The sequence below is a fragment of the Methanosarcina barkeri MS genome (assembly GCF_000970025.1).
GTDB classification, from domain to species: Archaea; Halobacteriota; Methanosarcinia; order Methanosarcinales; family Methanosarcinaceae; genus Methanosarcina; species Methanosarcina barkeri.
Window position 1 is genome coordinate 3212470 of sequence record NZ_CP009528.1, and the last position, 17403, is coordinate 3229872.

General features: G+C 35.7%; 12 protein-coding genes and 1 pseudogene. 5 read left to right on the forward strand and 8 right to left on the reverse strand.

What is annotated here, in order from left to right; translation table 11 throughout:
- Positions 1-223: 223 nt before the first annotated feature.
- A pseudogene (locus tag MSBRM_RS20535) lies at positions 224-685 on the reverse strand (transposase); the annotation flags it as partial.
- A 612-nt stretch (positions 686-1297) separates the two neighbouring features.
- Between MSBRM_RS20535 and MSBRM_RS12910 the strand changes: the two are divergent.
- From MSBRM_RS12910 to MSBRM_RS12925, 4 genes are all read left to right on the forward strand, one after another.
- Positions 1298-3562, forward strand: a complete 2265-nt coding sequence (locus tag MSBRM_RS12910; RefSeq protein WP_048120933.1) for an AAA family ATPase — start codon at positions 1298-1300, stop codon at positions 3560-3562.
- Between the two features lie 1282 nt (positions 3563-4844).
- Positions 4845-5198: a hypothetical protein gene (locus tag MSBRM_RS12915; RefSeq protein ID WP_048120935.1), complete on the forward strand. Its 354-nt coding sequence runs from the start codon at positions 4845-4847 to the stop codon at positions 5196-5198.
- Positions 5199-6117: 919 nt separating this feature from the next.
- Positions 6118-7923, forward strand: coding sequence for a PAS domain-containing protein (locus tag MSBRM_RS12920; protein WP_048120937.1), 1806 nt, complete (start codon positions 6118-6120; stop codon positions 7921-7923).
- Between the two features lie 204 nt (positions 7924-8127).
- Positions 8128-8598, forward strand: a complete 471-nt coding sequence (locus MSBRM_RS12925) for a flavodoxin domain-containing protein (protein WP_048120938.1) — start codon at positions 8128-8130, stop codon at positions 8596-8598.
- A gap of 354 nt (positions 8599-8952) precedes the next feature.
- Here the strand turns inward: MSBRM_RS12925 and MSBRM_RS12930 are convergent, their stop codons facing one another.
- The 7 genes from MSBRM_RS12930 to MSBRM_RS12970 form a co-directional block, all read right to left on the reverse strand.
- Positions 8953-9750, reverse strand: a complete 798-nt coding sequence (locus tag MSBRM_RS12930) for a helix-turn-helix transcriptional regulator (protein WP_048120940.1) — start codon at positions 9748-9750, stop codon at positions 8953-8955.
- A 601-nt stretch (positions 9751-10351) separates the two neighbouring features.
- Positions 10352-10759 (reverse strand): DUF1699 family protein, encoded by a 408-nt coding sequence (locus MSBRM_RS12935; protein WP_011307044.1) that lies wholly within the window; start codon positions 10757-10759, stop codon positions 10352-10354.
- Between the two features lie 1413 nt (positions 10760-12172).
- Entirely contained in the window at positions 12173-12709 is a 537-nt protein-coding gene (gene fae, locus MSBRM_RS12950; protein WP_080941564.1) for a formaldehyde-activating enzyme, read from the reverse strand.
- A gap of 310 nt (positions 12710-13019) precedes the next feature.
- A complete protein-coding gene (locus tag MSBRM_RS12955; RefSeq protein WP_048120943.1) occupies positions 13020-13310 on the reverse strand; it encodes a hypothetical protein in 291 nt (96 codons plus the stop codon).
- Positions 13311-13601: 291 nt separating this feature from the next.
- Positions 13602-14411: a helix-turn-helix transcriptional regulator gene (locus tag MSBRM_RS12960; RefSeq protein ID WP_048155924.1), complete on the reverse strand. Its 810-nt coding sequence runs from the start codon at positions 14409-14411 to the stop codon at positions 13602-13604.
- A gap of 417 nt (positions 14412-14828) precedes the next feature.
- Positions 14829-15107, reverse strand: coding sequence for a hypothetical protein (locus MSBRM_RS12965; RefSeq protein ID WP_329957083.1), 279 nt, complete (start codon positions 15105-15107; stop codon positions 14829-14831).
- 421 nt (positions 15108-15528) lie between these two features.
- A complete protein-coding gene (locus MSBRM_RS12970; RefSeq protein ID WP_048120949.1) occupies positions 15529-15768 on the reverse strand; it encodes a hypothetical protein in 240 nt (79 codons plus the stop codon).
- Between the two features lie 634 nt (positions 15769-16402).
- On the opposite strand from MSBRM_RS12970, the gene MSBRM_RS12980 reads away from it, so the two are divergent.
- Positions 16403-16930, forward strand: a complete 528-nt coding sequence (locus MSBRM_RS12980) for a protease inhibitor I42 family protein (protein ID WP_048155931.1) — start codon at positions 16403-16405, stop codon at positions 16928-16930.
- Positions 16931-17403: the final 473 nt, after the last annotated feature.

Sequence of the window (17403 nt, forward strand, 5' to 3'; positions counted from 1 at the left end):
TCGTCTGCTGTTAAATTGGAACTTTAACTTTATGAAATTTGCATTCCATTCCTTATTCCTTTCTTTTTAATGTGAAGAGTTCCATTTATTTCTATTTCTCATTCCAATTATTTTGTTTTTATTTGAGTAAATCCATAATTTTCTTGAGTTAGCTACCGTACACACTAAATTAAATTTGTTCTTGACTGATTTCAATCCTCTTGAATATATGGATCTAATCTCCAATAACTTTCAAAACGTCTTCTATTACCGTACTATTTTTTTGACGCCGAAGCTTTTACTATGTATCCATCAGTGCTTAATTACTCAAGACCTATTACTCCAAGATCTTTATTTAAATACTTCCGTGATCAATTTTTTATTTTCTTTCCTTAAGTCGCTGATTGTTCTAAATCAGGTTGCAGGTTTTCATCCAGATACCTGTAAACTACATTTTCTCGAACATTGCGAGCTATCGCTTGCGATGATCTAACCCTATCAAGTATCGATTGAATAAAAATCTTACATATTATGCAAGGATGATAAGAGTTGTGTCCATAATCGTTAGATCTTACTTTAAATTCACTAAATCCCTCTCATCTACAAAATACTCAACCAAATAGCAAACATGATCTAAAGGAATAAGATCTCGAATATCTGTATGTAAAGTCCAAACTTGATTTTTTGAATATTTGATGAAAGCCAGAACTCAAAATATTTGATATATTATTATAAAATTATTACTATGTATTCAAACCGTAACTCTAATTATCTGCGGTAATTGCTTGACTATATTACATTACAAGGTAAAGCGTCATCATTAGACCTCGTATGCCAAAGATATCGTTCGTAGTTAAATCGCTAACAGAGATTGGAGTAACTGTCTAATCTGACAAAGTCAAGATTGTTGAGCAGCCTGTTTAGGGGAGGGTAGCTGCAATCAATTTGATTTTTTACACAAAAACAGATTAATTGAAGAGTAAACAATATCAATCTTTCTAGAAATGTTGGAAAATTGACATATAGAGGGGTTTTGAGTGAAGATATTCGGTTAATTTAGCTTTTTATTCCAATTTAATATATTCTTGGAAATTTGAATTTGATAATTGATTATAATATAACTAAATATATAACAAAAATAGATCTTTGAATATAAATACTATAATTATAGTAAGTAAATTAATAATTACAAAAATTTAAACTTGATTAAATTTGGAAAGATATTTATGTCTAAAAATGTATTAAACTTCCTGCAATATAATTTAATACTGTAATATTTTTTTATACACTCAAGTGAGTTTTTATATGAGGAAAATTTATGAATGACTTAAAAATTGTTGTTGCCGGAGACGTAAGTGTAGATCGTTATTATTGGCCCAGAGTCAAATCCTCAAACGACGAAGATATAAACTGGAAATTGTACGATGGTATTAGCACAGAGAAACAACCTGGAGGAGCCGTTCTCTTAGCTGAAATAATAAAATGTTATCTTGTAAGTAAAAAAATTTCCCCTGAGTTAGTAATATCTCAAAATTGTAAAAATTTAATTCAAAAAAATTCTAATGAAATACTTCACACAAGTGTAAAATTAGATTTATTTCCTTCTTTCGATTCTAATGGTAAAAATAAGGAAGCTAAAATATATAGAGTAACAAAATATTTAGGTTACGCAACTCCTAAAGATGATATTAAATACCCACAACCATTAGAAATAATTGGTGATGATGAGAGTGCTAGTATCGTCGTACTTCACGATGCAGGAAATGGCTTCCGTAATGATAAAAATGTCTGGCCGAAAGCGATAAAAGGGGATAAAAAGCCAATTGTGATCTATAATATGTATCCACCTCTTTTTAATGGAGATCTATGGGATCATGTACTAAAGCATCATAAAGAAAATCTAATTTTAATCCTAAACGTAGACGATTTAAGAAAACTAGGCGCAAACATTAGTCGTTCAATTTCATGGGAAAAAAGTGCTATGGAGTTATTGTGGGAGATCGACAATAATGAAAAACTTGATAAAATTAAAGAGTTGACTAATGTAATTATCCGTTTTAAATTTGAAGGAGCGGTTCATTATAAAGGAAAAAACAGTAGATCAAATTTGTACTTTGACCCAGTATCAATAGAGGGAGGTTGGGATGGTGATAAATTTGGTAAAATGAGGGCTGGAACACTAGTCTTTGTTGCTGTTTTATCTTCACGTTTATTTTATGGGCTTGATAACAATAATGATTATAAAGTTCAGATAGGACGTAGTATTAGAAGAAGTTTAATTACATCATATAAGTTTCTACTGGATGGTTATGGAAATCATAACAGCACCCCATCCTTTAAACAAACTTTTTCAAACCTCTTTAATGAAAATGATCAAGGTTCCAGTAATAATGATCCTTCTTCATATAACGATAACTCATCTATAAGTAAATCCCCGAATGATCTTTCTTCATATAACAATAACTCATATATAATTAAATCTTCGAAATCCTCTGCTAGTCGTATACAATGTGTCACATTACCACAAATAGATGGTGCAATAAGACCAGATCCAAGTTTTTGGACAATTCTTGGAGGAAAAACAGAAAAAGAGTGTGCTGAAAAGAAAGAAAAGCCTATTGATCTAGAAAAACTTGCTTTAAATATAGTTACAGATGGGCTATCTACTCTTAAAGATTTTCCAGTAGGAATGTTTGGGAAATTAATTACAGTCGACCGAGCAGAGATAGAGAGTTTCAGAAGTATAATGAATATAATGAGAGAGTATATCTATTCTGAAAATAAACAAAAACCTCTGTCTATCGCAGTTTTTGGATCTCCAGGTTCTGGAAAGTCTTTCGGAATAACTGAAGTTGCAGAAAGTATAGATAACAAAAGAATTCAGAAAGTAGTTTTTAATATTTCGCAATTTACATCTACCAAGGACTTGGCAAGTGCCTTTCATAAAGTTAGAGATATTTCCTTAAGAGGGAAAATTCCACTAGTATTTTTTGATGAGTTTGATTCCAAGTTTGAAAGGGAAAATTTAGGTTGGATAAAATATTTTTTAGTACCAATGCAAGATGGGGAATTTATGGACTGTGATACCATGCATCCTATTGGAAAATCAATATTTGTTTTTGCGGGAGGCGTTTACTACACATATGACGATTTTTATAATTACTGTCGTTTATGTACCAACCAAAATATCCCTTCTGACAAAAATTTCTGCGATGATGTATCTAATAAATGCCCCGATTTCTTGAGCAGGCTTAGAGGATTTGTCAATATTCTTGGCCCTAATAAAACAGGTGATTTTGATGAGGCATACAAAATCCGTAGGGCAATTCTGTTACGCTCATTGATTGAAATGAACGCTCCAAATATGATCGATAGTAATGGTAATTTGCATATCAATGAAAAATTGTTAAATGCTCTTATCGACGCTCCAGGATATATTCATGGGGTACGCTCAATGCAGGCAATGGTGGATATGAGTATGCTTCATGAGGAAAATTCATGGCAAAAAGCCTCTTTACCTCCTAAAGAGCAACTTAAACTTCATATTGATGAAATAGATGCATTTTATCGAATTTTGGTCTGAAGCTTGATTTTACCTTAAGTGTGTAAGTACCCGCAACGAAGTAACCTATGCAACTTATGATTTATTGTGACTTTGATTGGCTACCTTGATCGTGAAAACCAAAACGTCCAATTGGAAATCTGCATAGTTTATTCTGAGACGGAGCCTAAGTATTAAAATTATATTTTCCAATAAATAAAGATACATCAAATTGTGGTCGGCCACTTCACTCTAAAAAATAGGTATGCTTCAGACCGCCCACAATTTGATTTTTAAAGATTTTTAAATCTTATTTTGCAAAGAACTGGTGTTACAGTTATGTGAATATAAAATAGCTAGTGAGGGTCACTTCATTCACAGACTTGAAAGTCAGGGCGTATTCGCGCCCCTCTGTGCCTCTATAGTAGTAAAAAGTCTCTAATTTCTTTTGGAACTGTATTAGGAATGTAGTTATTTTTTAACTGGCGATTTTTTTTCAGCATATTAACATTTGGTGAAGTTTTTGCTTTTTTGTGTTAACTTCATGAGATGTTTTTTATCCGTTTTAGTCATGTTTGCTAACTCCATACAAGGTTTATGCTGTTAATATATTCTAATTGTTCAAGGCATCAAGATCGCGACATAATTTGAGTATAACATCTAAATAATATAGACTCATTGAAAAATAATTAGTTTTTTAATGGATATTAAACCTTATTTTCCCAATTAAATGTAGTGTCAGCCCTTACCCCTTTAAGGTACATTCATTAAATGATCTATTTGCTGTTTAAAGGACTTAAATACTTTAATTGATAATTTAAACGTTGATTTTTCCTTACTTTTAACATTAAATTCGGTATGGATAAAAACGATATCACATGCCTTATTTATAAATAAACATAAATTGTAAAAGAATAAAGTATTTATCTCGCTCTCTTCTTGATTTTAAAGAGTATTATAAATTATTTATCTAAAAAATTGATTTTTAGAGTGTACCTTAATTGGAGAAACCCTAAATGCATACTTATTATCCAAAATAAGCATTGTATATCCTTAGTTTTAGTACTGATTTGGAAGGACCCTAAAATAATAGTTTAATAGCTTGGTCTAATGTTCTGATTTTTCTGTTTGTTTCTTCATTCCAGATATTTATAGAAAATGCCAATAATAACATATTGCAAACCTACATACAGAAGTAAGCGAACTCGAACAAAAGCTATACTATCTATGTAATTTTCTATAATTTATGTAATTATCTATAACTGAACATATATAAGGACTTAAGATTGTAATTACATACTTATAAAAATCTGGAGGTTGTGCAGTGAGTGCAGAATGTTGTACTGAAAGACAACAACACAATTTAATGATTGAAGAAGAGATTGAAAAAATAAAAGCGGAACTCGAAATAGCATCTGAGAAGGTCGCGTATTTCGATAGTTTAATAGTAGCCGCAGATAACCTGAAAAAATCTGCAGAGAATAAGATTATACAAACACAATCCAAAAAATTAGATTCGATCACCAACAAATTGGATTCACAAATTCAAAGTCTCGGAGAACTAATAAGGAAAGCTGAGATCAAAAGAGAGGAAGCAGTAAACAAAGTACTGGACGCAGAAGTTAGTATAATAGTGCTAGAAAATAAAATATTACACTTAAAATTAGCAAATTTTTAATCAATGTATAAAGGTCAAAAAGTAGTTGTGTGATGGGAAAATGTGTAGACTCTGTTTTTAAATTACAACCAGAACAGTGGCGCGAACATACCCATTACTTTTGGTGGGGTGGCCGTCCGCAATTTGATTTTCTTACGTCCTTATGATGAGATTGGAAATTACGGTGTATTCTGAAAAATGAATCCTGAAAGTAGATCGCAATATTAAGTATAAAGAGACTGAAGTAGGGTCTCCCTCATACCCTACTGCAGATCTTTAATGGAGGTTTTATGTTGTTTTAGACTTTTTGCCATTTTTGGGTTTTTTGCCATTTTTCTTTATTGTACTCCAGATTTACCGGTTTACTCAATTACTGTATCGTCTTCTAGAAATCCACTTACTTCACGCTTACCGATAAAAGTCTCTTTTTGAGATCTTTTAACTTTTACGTGTCTGATTAATGATGGGGTTCATGATAGACATCCAGATTTTAGAGACCCTATCTATGGTGGTATAATTATGAAATTTAACACCAGAGTTTCTCTAGCTGCAGACTTATACCTGCAATCTAGGAGTACGGATTCTTATTACCGTGCATTTATTATATATATTTTTCCCTTAAGGTGATAAAACAGAATTCGATGCATAAAGCTGAGTATCGGGGAGCTAAAAAAACTCATTATTTATAGTTATCGCTGTTAGCATTAATAACGACAAGAAAATAAAACGCTGTAATCAAAAAAATTGATGCTATCTAGATATGTAATCATATAAATGAACTATAGATAAAAAGCAAGAGCACAGAACACAAGAATAAAGGAGCGCAGGAAAGGGATATTAAAGAGTCCTGTGAAGGTGATTATATAGATGGATGAGGGGTCCCGAGGGCAAAGATCGTTAAGTTTGCGAGGGAAAGTGCTTTGTGAAGGTGATTGTGTATATGGGTGAGGAATTAGAGAACTATGGAGCTTTGAACGCGAACTTCCAGAACGCTGGTAGTAAAAACAACGTAGGAGGAGAAGCTCTCCACGCAGCTCTGGAAAGAGAAGAAACTCTGAGAATGATGATCAATAACAGCCACGTAGTGCTCTTTCTCTGGAAGAACGAAGATAAATGGCCTGTGGAGTTTGTCTCCGAAAATGTGACAAAATTCGGATACTCTGTAGAAGATTTCACTTCTGGAAGGATGCGATATAAAGATCTAATATACTTAGGTGATCTCAAAGAGATTGAGGAAGAATTTGAGAAAAAAGTAAAAAGTGGGGTTTCTACGTTCAGCCTGGAATACAGGATTGTAACAAAAACAGGAGATCTCCGCTGGATAAACGAAAGGACTTTTATCCAGAGAGATAAAAGTGGAGAGGTGACATACTTCCAGGGAGTAGTGCTTGATATCACCAGACGGAAAAAAGGCGAAGAAGAACTGAAAAAAACTCTTAAAATGCAGAAAGTGTTGATTACAGCAGTTAATAATAGTCCTGCAGTGGTCTTTCTCTGGAAGAATGAAAAGTACTGGCCTGCGATTTTTGTATCCGATAATGTAGTACAGTTTGGATACACAGTTGGCGACTTTCTATCACAGAAAATTCAGTACGGAAAAATCATACACCCTGATGACCTGAAAAGAGTAGAAGAGGAACTTGACAGGAGCATTCAAAAAGGGGAGGTAAGCTTCAACTCTGAGTACAGGATTTTTACAAAAGCCGGAGATATGTTGTGGGTAAACGAGAGAACCTTTATTCAGAGAGATATAGAAGGAAAAGTAGCCTGCTTTCAGGGAATAGTACTGGATATAACCCATAGAAAGAAAACTGAAAAAGCCCTGAGAAAATCATTAAAAACGCAGGAAATGCTGGAAAGCATAATTAATAAAAGTCCGGCAGTAGCTTTTCTAAGAAACAATATAGGGAGAATTCCTACAAATTTAGAAAAATTGTCTGCAAATTTAGAAAACTGGCCTGTAGATTATATTTCTGAAAACGTAACGCAGTTTGGGTACTCAGTAGAAGATTTTCTTTCTGGAAAAGTACATTATGGGAACATAATCCATAGAGAAGATATTCAGGCAGTGGCTGAAAGTCTGGCACGCTCGGTAAGAGAAGGATATGATTCCTTCGAGATGGAATATAGAATTATTACCGGAGACGGCAGTATATACTGGGTCGAAGACCGAACACTTATTCAGCGAGACAGTAAAGGCAAAGTCACTCATTTTCAGGGAATAGTCATCGATGTTACTGAGAGAAAAAAGGCTGAGAAAATGCTCGAAATCCAGAGGGAGCTGGGGGTATCCCTCAGTACTACCTGGAATCTTCAGACCATGCTTAACCAGATCCTTGACACCTGCCTGAAAATAGAAGAGATAGATGCTGCAGGCATATATTTGAAAGACGAACTTCTGGACCAGATTAATCTGGTTGCACATCGGGGACTTTCTCCCGAATTCGTGAAAAGTGTTTCAATATATAGGGCAGATTCTCCTGAAGCTCGGCAGATATGGACTGAGAAACCGGTCTACAGGATGGATTTTTTTGCAGATAAAATGACAGATTTAATCAGGAAAGAAAAACTTACTGCAATCGCCGTGATTCCTATGAAGCACAGAGGAGAAATCATAGGCAGCCTTAATTTTGCTTCTCATACTACAGACCGGATTCCACAGAACGTATGCAATTTTCTTGAGAGTGTAGCTCTCCAGGTAGTGAACTATATATCTCCTCTTCGTATTGCGGCAGACCTTGGATAATATTTTTTCATACGTAAAGTCAACCTGATCCTGGACGAAACCCTTATTTAAATTAATTTTTATAATTAATGCAGGATTGAAAAGTGAGAAAACTTCGGGTCTCGCCTTGTTTCCCGGTTTTTGGAAAATACGCAAACCTGTTTTGATCACTTTTTGTCCGTTACTGACGTTAATATAAGATCTTACATAGGGTGGGGGATAATATTGAAGGCGGTAGTAGTTTATCTCAGTACCTCGGGGAATACGAAAGCTATGGCAGAAGCAATAGCTAGTGGAATTGAGTCAAAACATGTGGATGCAAAAGCTATTAGCTTTTATGACGTAAAACTCGAGGATCTTTACGAAGCCGATGCGATCGCAGTCGGTTCATCGACTTTTTATTACAGGATGCTTCAGCCCATGGAAAAATTCATGGATGAAACTCTAGCTTCCACAAACCCAAAAGGAAAAATAGGGGTTGCTTTCGGATCGTACGGATGGAGCGGAGAAGCACCTATAATGATAGCCGAAAAAATGCGAGACATGGGAATGACTGTCATAGACCCTGTACTCAGGATACTGCACAAGCCCACAGACAAGGACCTGCAGGAGTGCAAAAGGCTTGGAGTTGACATTGCCGAAAAGCTAAAGCATAGAAGTAGCAAAACTCCACAACCACAGGGAGCACCGAGTTAACCTCAGTTTTGAAAGCATACAAACTTGATATCTAAACCTACTCCAAGCCCGGTAACCATGAAAATACTGGACGGAAAACCAAATTAAACTGCAGAAACCACCGAAGATGCGGGAAACACCCAAAGACTATACCTCTGTTTTTTTCAGCGTCTTCGGTATTAATTTACTTCACTGTCGAAACCTGGGAAAATCAGTCTTTGATAGAGTTGAACGCAAGTTTCTCTAGTCCATAATTCAGTCGTCTTGAGCCAACCGTTGCGCCGGTTAATCACGCCGACCATGTTGTTGCCGGGGTTTTCGGTCAAGCCTTTTTTAAAAAGGGTTGCGGGCAAGCAGTTTTTTCAAAAGGCTTACTTATTCATGTAGTACTTGAGTAATCCGTGTAGAGGTCCTGAGCAACTCGTCAAAAAGCTCACTTCCAAACTGGAGAGCTGAAGGCTCGTAACTTATCAGGCTTTCCCTATCGAAATGCTTCTGACTTTTCGGGAAAAGGGAAATCATGACAAATCTGTCGGTTGCGGTAAGATTTGCGATCCTGAGTTCTCCAGAGTACAGGAAAAACTTCACGTTCTCGAAGGTCAGTATATTCTGGAGTTCTTTGAGGTAATCCTCAGAGTAGTGCTCAAAAACAGGTTCAGACACGAGAAAAGAGAGCTTGACTCCTTCTCTGGCAAGTTCCTGGCACATCGAAATAAGCGAGGAATCAAAATAGGCTATGCATTCAAGAATACTACTCGATTTAGAGAGGTTGTCAACAATCTCTGGATCAAGCTCGAACATCCTGTCCAGATCTGGCTGAATCAGCTTACACTTTCCGAGTTCTCCAAGCCTCCTTCGGAAAGAAAGGGGAATTCCCTGAAAATCTCTTTCAGCCCAGTAATCAAAATTGTCCTCGAAAACATTAATTATGCTGACAAGAGGCTGCATCTTTTCAACAAGGACTTTTCCTATAAGTGAGAGGTTGTAGGTTTTGTCTTCCTGAACAACCAGGGATTTTTCTTTTAATTTTTTTATCTGAGGCAAAATGGCAGTTGACGTTACCTCAAGGGCCCCCTTGATCTCATCCATATTTTTCGGCCCGTCTTTCAGAAAGAGCAATAACTGCTTTCGCTTGTCGGAAAGAAAAATCAACTCTAGAAGTTCTAATTGCAACCCTTCAGTCTCCTATTGAATTTTATATAGCTAAAGAGATTAGAGCTGTCAAAGGTATATAAGTTACTACTGTTTCCAACCTTTTTATATATTTAAATTTATTAAAATTGTTATATTGATAATTGGACTGGGTTAATAGACTAAAGAACTATTTTGAAGAAGTTTTTTATGAAGAAGTTTCCCACGTTTTGCCCTGATATATAGAGTTCATCCCAAAACCAACTTTATTCCCATCTCACATAAATTTACATAACTGTTTTCCGTGATCAGAAACTCGATTGCGTATTCAAAATTAGTTATTTAAAGAGTAATTTTGAGTTTTGGGATCGGCTCATAATTAAACAGAAAATAAAGAGTAAATGAAAAACTACCAATTTTACAAAAAGAGTGTAAAATAGATAATAATTAAAAAACATACGGAGTCTCCTCGCCCTGGAACGCTCACGCTACTTTCCAGGATAAGGGAACCCATTTAGACTCCTTAAAATTAAGGTTTAAGCTAGAATCTGGATAATAGAGAATATTCTCAAAGACTTGAGACTAATTATATAGCTTTACCTGCACTCAAGAATCTAGTGGAAATTCCTGATCTGATATTTATTCAGGCAGAAGCTTCCTTGGTCAGGATATAAGCAACCATCTCAGGATTGAGTTTGCTTTCTCTTGCAACCTTTTCTTCGATTCTTTCAGCAGGTGTCCCTTCCGATTTTAGCTCCCTTATTTTTTCAATGACTGAGGAAGGAATACTGTAGTATTCGTTAATATCCTTCCTGTGACCCCAGACATCACCTTCGATAAGCTGGATTCTCTGCATCTCAAGGAACATTTCTATAGATTTCGACACCGTGCGCCTATAAGATTTGGGCAACTGAATTACCTCAATTTTCGGGCAAGTTTCAACGAGTGCAAAAATGTCCTTGTTCGAAGGCCTGAAGGCCAGATGAACAACACGCTCATTAGGATTGAGAGTGAATATTTCCTCTCTGGAACTAACGACTCTAATCTTCATGTATGCAATTCCCCCACTATAAAGTTCTTATTTTTTACCTCAATATAAACTACTTATACTTATTATAAATATTTATCTGCCCGCGCTTTTAATTTTTACGTAGTTACCAAGTCTTCGATATCCGTTTCAGTCCCCATAAAGGCCGGTAAAAGCCTGGAAAGAATAAGACCTGCAAAAATAATCATAACTCAGAAATTTTAGTCCTCGCGGGAATTCTCAGCAAAGAAATAAAAGAAAAAACAAAAACCTGTTTCTGAACGTGCTACTGAACGTGCTACTGAACGTGCCCCCTTTAACGTGCTCCCTTAACATGCTCCTAAATGTACTCCTGAACGACTCCTAAAACAGAGATATACCCATAAAGTTTGAGAAATATTCTGGAAATATAACATTGCAAGTATAACCATTCAGTACCGCAAAATCCGGAAAGAAAAAGCCACCCTGCTATTATATAATACTTGATGTCAGGTCATCTGGCAGCTTCATACTTCATAGGAAGAGCTAGAAATCCAGAAATTAAAAAAACAGGAAATAATTTTGGAAGAAAGATATTCTTTGAGACATACAATTGCCCCAGAAAGGAAAAAATAAGGACAGAGGTTACTTCATGCCGTAAAAATCAAGGTATCAGCCTACTGCATATATCTTTTCCCGATTAACTATTAGCACAAACTTTACGATAAACTTATACTTTCTGGCATTTTTTGAATAAAAAATTATTAGGAGAAGCAGTTTGTTACTTTTCCTGTAAAATCACAAATCTCAAAAAGTTGTTGGGTAGAAAATTCCATATAAGTAGATCAATTTTCTCCATAGTGCGCAAAAACTTGACTTCAAATTTAAAGCAAATTTGAGACACTGCTTTAGGATTTGGCATTTGGTCAGTTGAATATGTTATCACTTTAGAATCCGGAGCTAAGAATACGACTTTTCTGACTTTGTTTTCCAAAAAAACGGGTTGTACTTCCTGTCAAACTTTTTTAGCTCCTTAGAGACAAACATAGAGAATTAAGGATAAGAAATCCTGAGAGACACATATAGAGAATTAAGGATAAGAAATACGTCATAAGAGCCTGTTATTGAAGTAGGGTAGTATAACTGTTGTATATCAGGTATTATTTACCCTGGAAAGACCAGCTGTTCAGGGATAATGCAATCCGCAAATATTGCAGTCCATAGCGATTCCTGGTTCTGTACTGCACAGGAAATCCGAAAGACTGGAGAAATGTATGCAGGTAGCTATACCCAAAATTCTACTTGAAACATGCCAGGATTATTTAGAAAATGCTGCAGGCAGAGTCTCTCTTAGAGTAAATAAAAAAATCTGAGATCCCAGCCTATCAGCAGCTTAAGAAGTCAAGTTTCAACCTGAAACAAATTGCTTTTGAAGTTTAAATTGCGCGGAATTATAACTCAGGCAAACGGATGTTTTGCTGAATCTTTTTTAGCAAGCGCTTCTTTGACAGTAGGCCTGCCTTCCATAGCTCTTGCTATTGCAAGCTTTGTCGCCTCATAGTTAAATTCATAAACTTTGTCCTTATCTTTCGCATCCCATTCAATAAATACGGAAACGATAATAAAAGTGTCATCAGCCTGTTCTTCAGAGAGCACTCCATCAGCTACGGAATCCATAACTGCCTTTGCAACTGCAGCCTGAGCCGGCCCGAACATAAGAGCAGCTTGCGATACATTTTTAATCGTTACCTTATTTACAAGCAAGGTCGCAGGTTTGGGCTGGATATTTGGTTCCAGGACTGCAAGAAGTGGAGTATGACCCTGCCTGGGCATTGCAAGCGAATTCATAAACGCTGCTTCAACTGGGCTTCCTCTAGGCCCAATAACAAGATCTATGTGTGCAACTTCCGGACCAGAGCCTATGAGAGCTTCTCCTACCATACTTTTTAGGATATTTTTTACCAGATTTAACACCTCAGCGTATTTTATAAACAAAGACTTAATACCCAAAATCGCCAGAGAGAAGAGAATAAATTTTCATATCGTCAATGGATAAGATGGCGAATTAGTTATTAAGCATAATTACTCCTTAGGGAGAATGATTAACCCTGTTAATACTTATACACATACATAAATAATTTGCCAGTTCTGGATTAAACAGAGCAATGAAAACAGAAGTTCGAAATCAGGTGCAAAAAGGAATAAGTAAATTAGACAAAAAACAGAAATATTCAAAAAAAGCTTCAAAAGGCAAAACCATGACGATAAAACTTCAAGCTAATGACTGGAAACTTAAAGTATCGGTTCAAAAAGAAATACCTGAAAGGATTTCAAGTCTTTTGTTCCAGTGGTCCAATCCTCTTTTTGCTGCATACCAGTCGAAAAAACTGCTTTCTTTATTTATAGTTGGAGTTTCGAGCTCTGCCTGGAGTTCAGCAGAACTGAACCCAAATTTTGTTTCGAAATCCCTGCAGATTGCAGAATAACTTTTGATTTTATACCTGGCAACGTGCTTTTCATGCTCAAGAGCCGAGCGAATAGCCTCAGTCACTTCGTGAGGCGAGAAATTAGTTTCGATATTAAGCGTGAAACTCATAACTATCCCCCACTAATATTAGCCTCTTATTCCATTAAACAGTTATCCAAGGTAAATGGTTAGACACACTTGCTACCTGAAAAACTCTGTATTTTAAGCTTTAAGAACAAACTGAAAGCCTTTAATTTTTTAAAGCTTTTATATTTTGAGCTTTTTATATTTTGAGCTTTTTATATTTTGAGCTTTTTATATTTTGAGCTTTTTATATTTTGAGCTTTTAGAACTTTTATATGAGGGTCTAACTGTTAGCTGCTCACTATTATCTACATTTAACTTCAGATGAAATAAAACCTAAAGAATTATTGGATTCGTTTTGGCTGAAACCGGTACTGCTTCCTTTTGTAAATATGAAAAAAGATCGGTCCCCCATTTGAGAGCTTGAGGCTCGGAGCTGAACAGGCTTTCATGCTCAAAAAACTTTACTTGAGGAAGAATGGTGAGCAGGAAGAACCTATCTGTAACTGTAACTCCTGCGAGTTTAGAGTCTTTCGGGAAAAGATACAAGCTGACATGTTCAAACTGAACCAGAGTTTGGAAACTTTCGCTGTAATCAGCTTTAAATCTCTTTAACACAGGCTCGGTCAGGATTAAAAAAATCTGAGCTTCTTTTTTTGCGATTTCCAGGTAGAGAGAAACAAGTGAGGGATGAAAATAGGAACTGAAGCTGAGAACCTGCTTTGAAAGAAGGAGATTTTCCACAAACTGAGGGTCCAGTTCGAACATATGGCTCAGATCTGGACGGATAAGTTTGCAGTTTTTCAACTCCAAGATTCGACTTCGTAAAACATGAGGGATTCCATCGAAACTCCGTCGTGACCAGTAATCAAAATTATCTTCGAACACCTCCAGAGTATCCAGAAGAGGCGACATCTTATCTACAATCGCTTTTCCCATAACGGAGAGCTCATAAGTGTGACCCTTCTGTATAATCAGTTCTCTGTCCTTAAGTCTTTTAAGCTGGGGGAGGATAGAGACAGAGTCTACAGACAAGTGTTCCTGAATTTCGTCTATGGATCTGGGCCTATCTTTGAGGAAAATCAGGAGGGTTCTGCGCCTTTCAGACCGAAAGACCAGTTCCATTAACCCGATTTTTGTGCCCATCAGAACCACCATCAAAAAAGCTTATTATATGAAGATGGTATGACAGTTATAAATACATTTTCATTAATTTTACACACTTGAAAGTAAGTATTAGATACAAAAAAGCTCCATTTTTAAATTTTGGAGCATTTTAACCCCAGAAATATATAAGAACTTTTTAATTTTATATATGATGATAATATAAAAGGAATCTCAAACAGTTTCTCAAAAAGTTGTCAATTCGTTTTTTAGAAGTTGTCAATTCGTTTTTTAGAAGTTGTCAATTCGTTTTTTAGAAGTTGTCAATTCGTTTTTTAGAAGTTGTCAATTCGTTTTTTAGAAGTTGTCAATTCGTTTTTTAGAAGTTGTCAATTCGTTTTTAGAAACTTTTGAGAATTCTTGTTTTTTTAGAAGTTTGTTAATAAGTTTTTAAAGCAGTTATATTTTAATGCCCTTAAGGAGAGAAAGCCTTTTCTTCCAGTGGTCAAGCCCTCTCTTTGCAGCATACCACTCAAGATATTTATCCTCAGCGATAAGTTCGCCAGCTTCGAATTTTGTTATGAATTCAGTAGAGATCAGGTCGTACCGATCTTCAAATTCATCACAGATCATGGCGTAGCGATCTATCTTGTATTTTGCAAGATGTTTTTCATGTTCCAGAGCCGAGCGAATAATCTCGCTTGCTTCCTGAAGCGAGTAATCGGTATCAATCTGCAAGGTCAACTCCATGTTTATCCCATAGAAAGTTATTGCTGGTACTAAAAAATGATCCTATATTTCTTTTTCTATTTTATCTGTGAAGCTTATTAATCAAGATTATTAGTCAGACCTTATCCTCCGGCCTGAAAAATTCAATTAATTCTTTTTTTCGTGTCTGAGGATTATTTGTACCCTACGTTTTCACAATTAATAACCTTTTACCTCTTTTGAGCAGAAAATATAACTAAAAACTTTACTTTAGCTACATTTAAAAATCAGGATCAATTTAAAGTAAAAAACCTGAAATGGAAAACAACAAAGAGTATCAAATAACAGCAATACGCGAATGGGAAAAGACAAAGGGTAAAAAAGGAAAAAGAAAAATTCAGAACAGATAGTTACTATAGAATGTGGTTTTTAGAGCAAAGCCACACAGTCATCAGTTCTCGGCTAGGCTGGGAATTTTCCCGGAATTCTCCAGATTCCTGTAAATGAATGCTGAAGAGTAAGCAAGCAACATGAATGTAAAACCACCGAGGAAATCTGTCTCGATAAATTTTAAAATCATGCCTACGAAGAACGCAAGCTGTATAGCACACAGAACCACTCCGGTTACTGTGAACATTTTTTGACGACTGCTACTATCACTACTGTCTGGATCATCTGATTCTTCTGACATTTTGTTTCAAGCCTCGCAAATAAAGGTACTAAGTGTGCTCTTTATTTAGCTCGTTTTTGTTTGTCTTAACTGGTTTTTGTGTTTTAGTCAATCAGACCTTATTGTCAGCAGTTTTCAACTAGCTCAAAAATCAAAGATGGTTCTCCGCAAAAGCATATAGACTAACTCTTATGGAGTTCTTAAAATGAGACAAAAAAGCTGAAAACTTCAATGGATGCATCTGAAGGTTCAGTTCTACATTGATCCTCTGGTGCAACATTATCTGAAAAAACACGCTCCGAATTAGAGACTTTTATACAGTATCCCTATTTATTGGGGATGGTATATATAACTTGCGAAGGAGACAGGATATTTCTGAGCTTGATACTGATTTTTAGGTATCAGTGTTTAGGTTAATATGTCAATCGTTGGGATAATTTTCAACTTTTTATTCCAGATATCAAGTCCCCTTTTTGCTGCATATCAGTCGAAGAAGTCATCGTCGTCTTCAGCTTCTTCGATATCTGATTTTTTGCATAAATAGATATGAACCCAGAATTTAGCGACGAAATAGATTAGTGTCAATAGCATCAATAAAGAAGTAAAACAAACTTTCACTTTGAAATAAAGGAAGAGAATTTTCGGGAGGAGGGTTATGAAGAAAGTTTTAAAAGCCATAGCAATGCTCTTCGTCGTCGCTGCTGTCGTCTTTGCAACCGGCTGTGGGGGAAAGACAGGAAACATGGGAAATGGAGCTAAGGAGAATGAAACTCAGGGAAATAACGACCAGCTCCAGCCTGTGAATCCTGAAATATCAGCAAACGTGACTAACAACACGACTGAAGCTAACGAAACAATAGAGAAAGGCCAGGTAGTAACCAAAGCTGACAGCGGAAAAACCATAAGCCTCAAAAAAGGAGAGAATTTTACTATTAGCCTTAGAGAAGACCCATCAGCAGGTTATTTATGGAAACTTAACCTGAGCAGTGGGCTCAGTATTCTCGACGACGAATATATCGAAGGTCTAAACCCTGAACACCTTGAAGGTGTCCCTGGAACTCATTTATGGGTAATTGAAGCCACAGCTCCGGGCAGCCAGAAGGTAAATGGCATATATAAGAGGACCTGGGAGAACATAACCGGCACGGAGGAGAAATTTACATTAAATGTTGAGGTTGAGTGAGAAGAGTTTTTCAGGTTACATTTTCTTTTTTCATTCTTTAGGTGATAAGAAAATCACAGTAAGCTGGAAACTGTAATAAAAATGAGCTTGTGAACTGTAAAAAAATTTGACGTTTCAAGATAAATAATGAAAGAAGGATATCAAAAACTGATAACGAATAGTTAAATAGCACTAATTGTTTGGGAAATTAACTGGTTTTAATTTGAAAACATAAGTATTAAATCCGTTTTTAGGAGTATACTCCCAATCAATTACTTTGAGCAATCCAACATACTTCCACACTCTTTTTTCACGATCTTGTCTAAATCCATATACACTTCTTCCATCGTTTTGCGAATCAACAAGAGCTTTATTTGCAGCCGTTAATTTTTGATTTTTATTTACTCCTTCCCCATCATAGGAAAATGTGTTCTCACTAAATTCATCTGTGTAAGGACCAAGTTGCTTTTAGAACAAAATAATATGGCCTACCA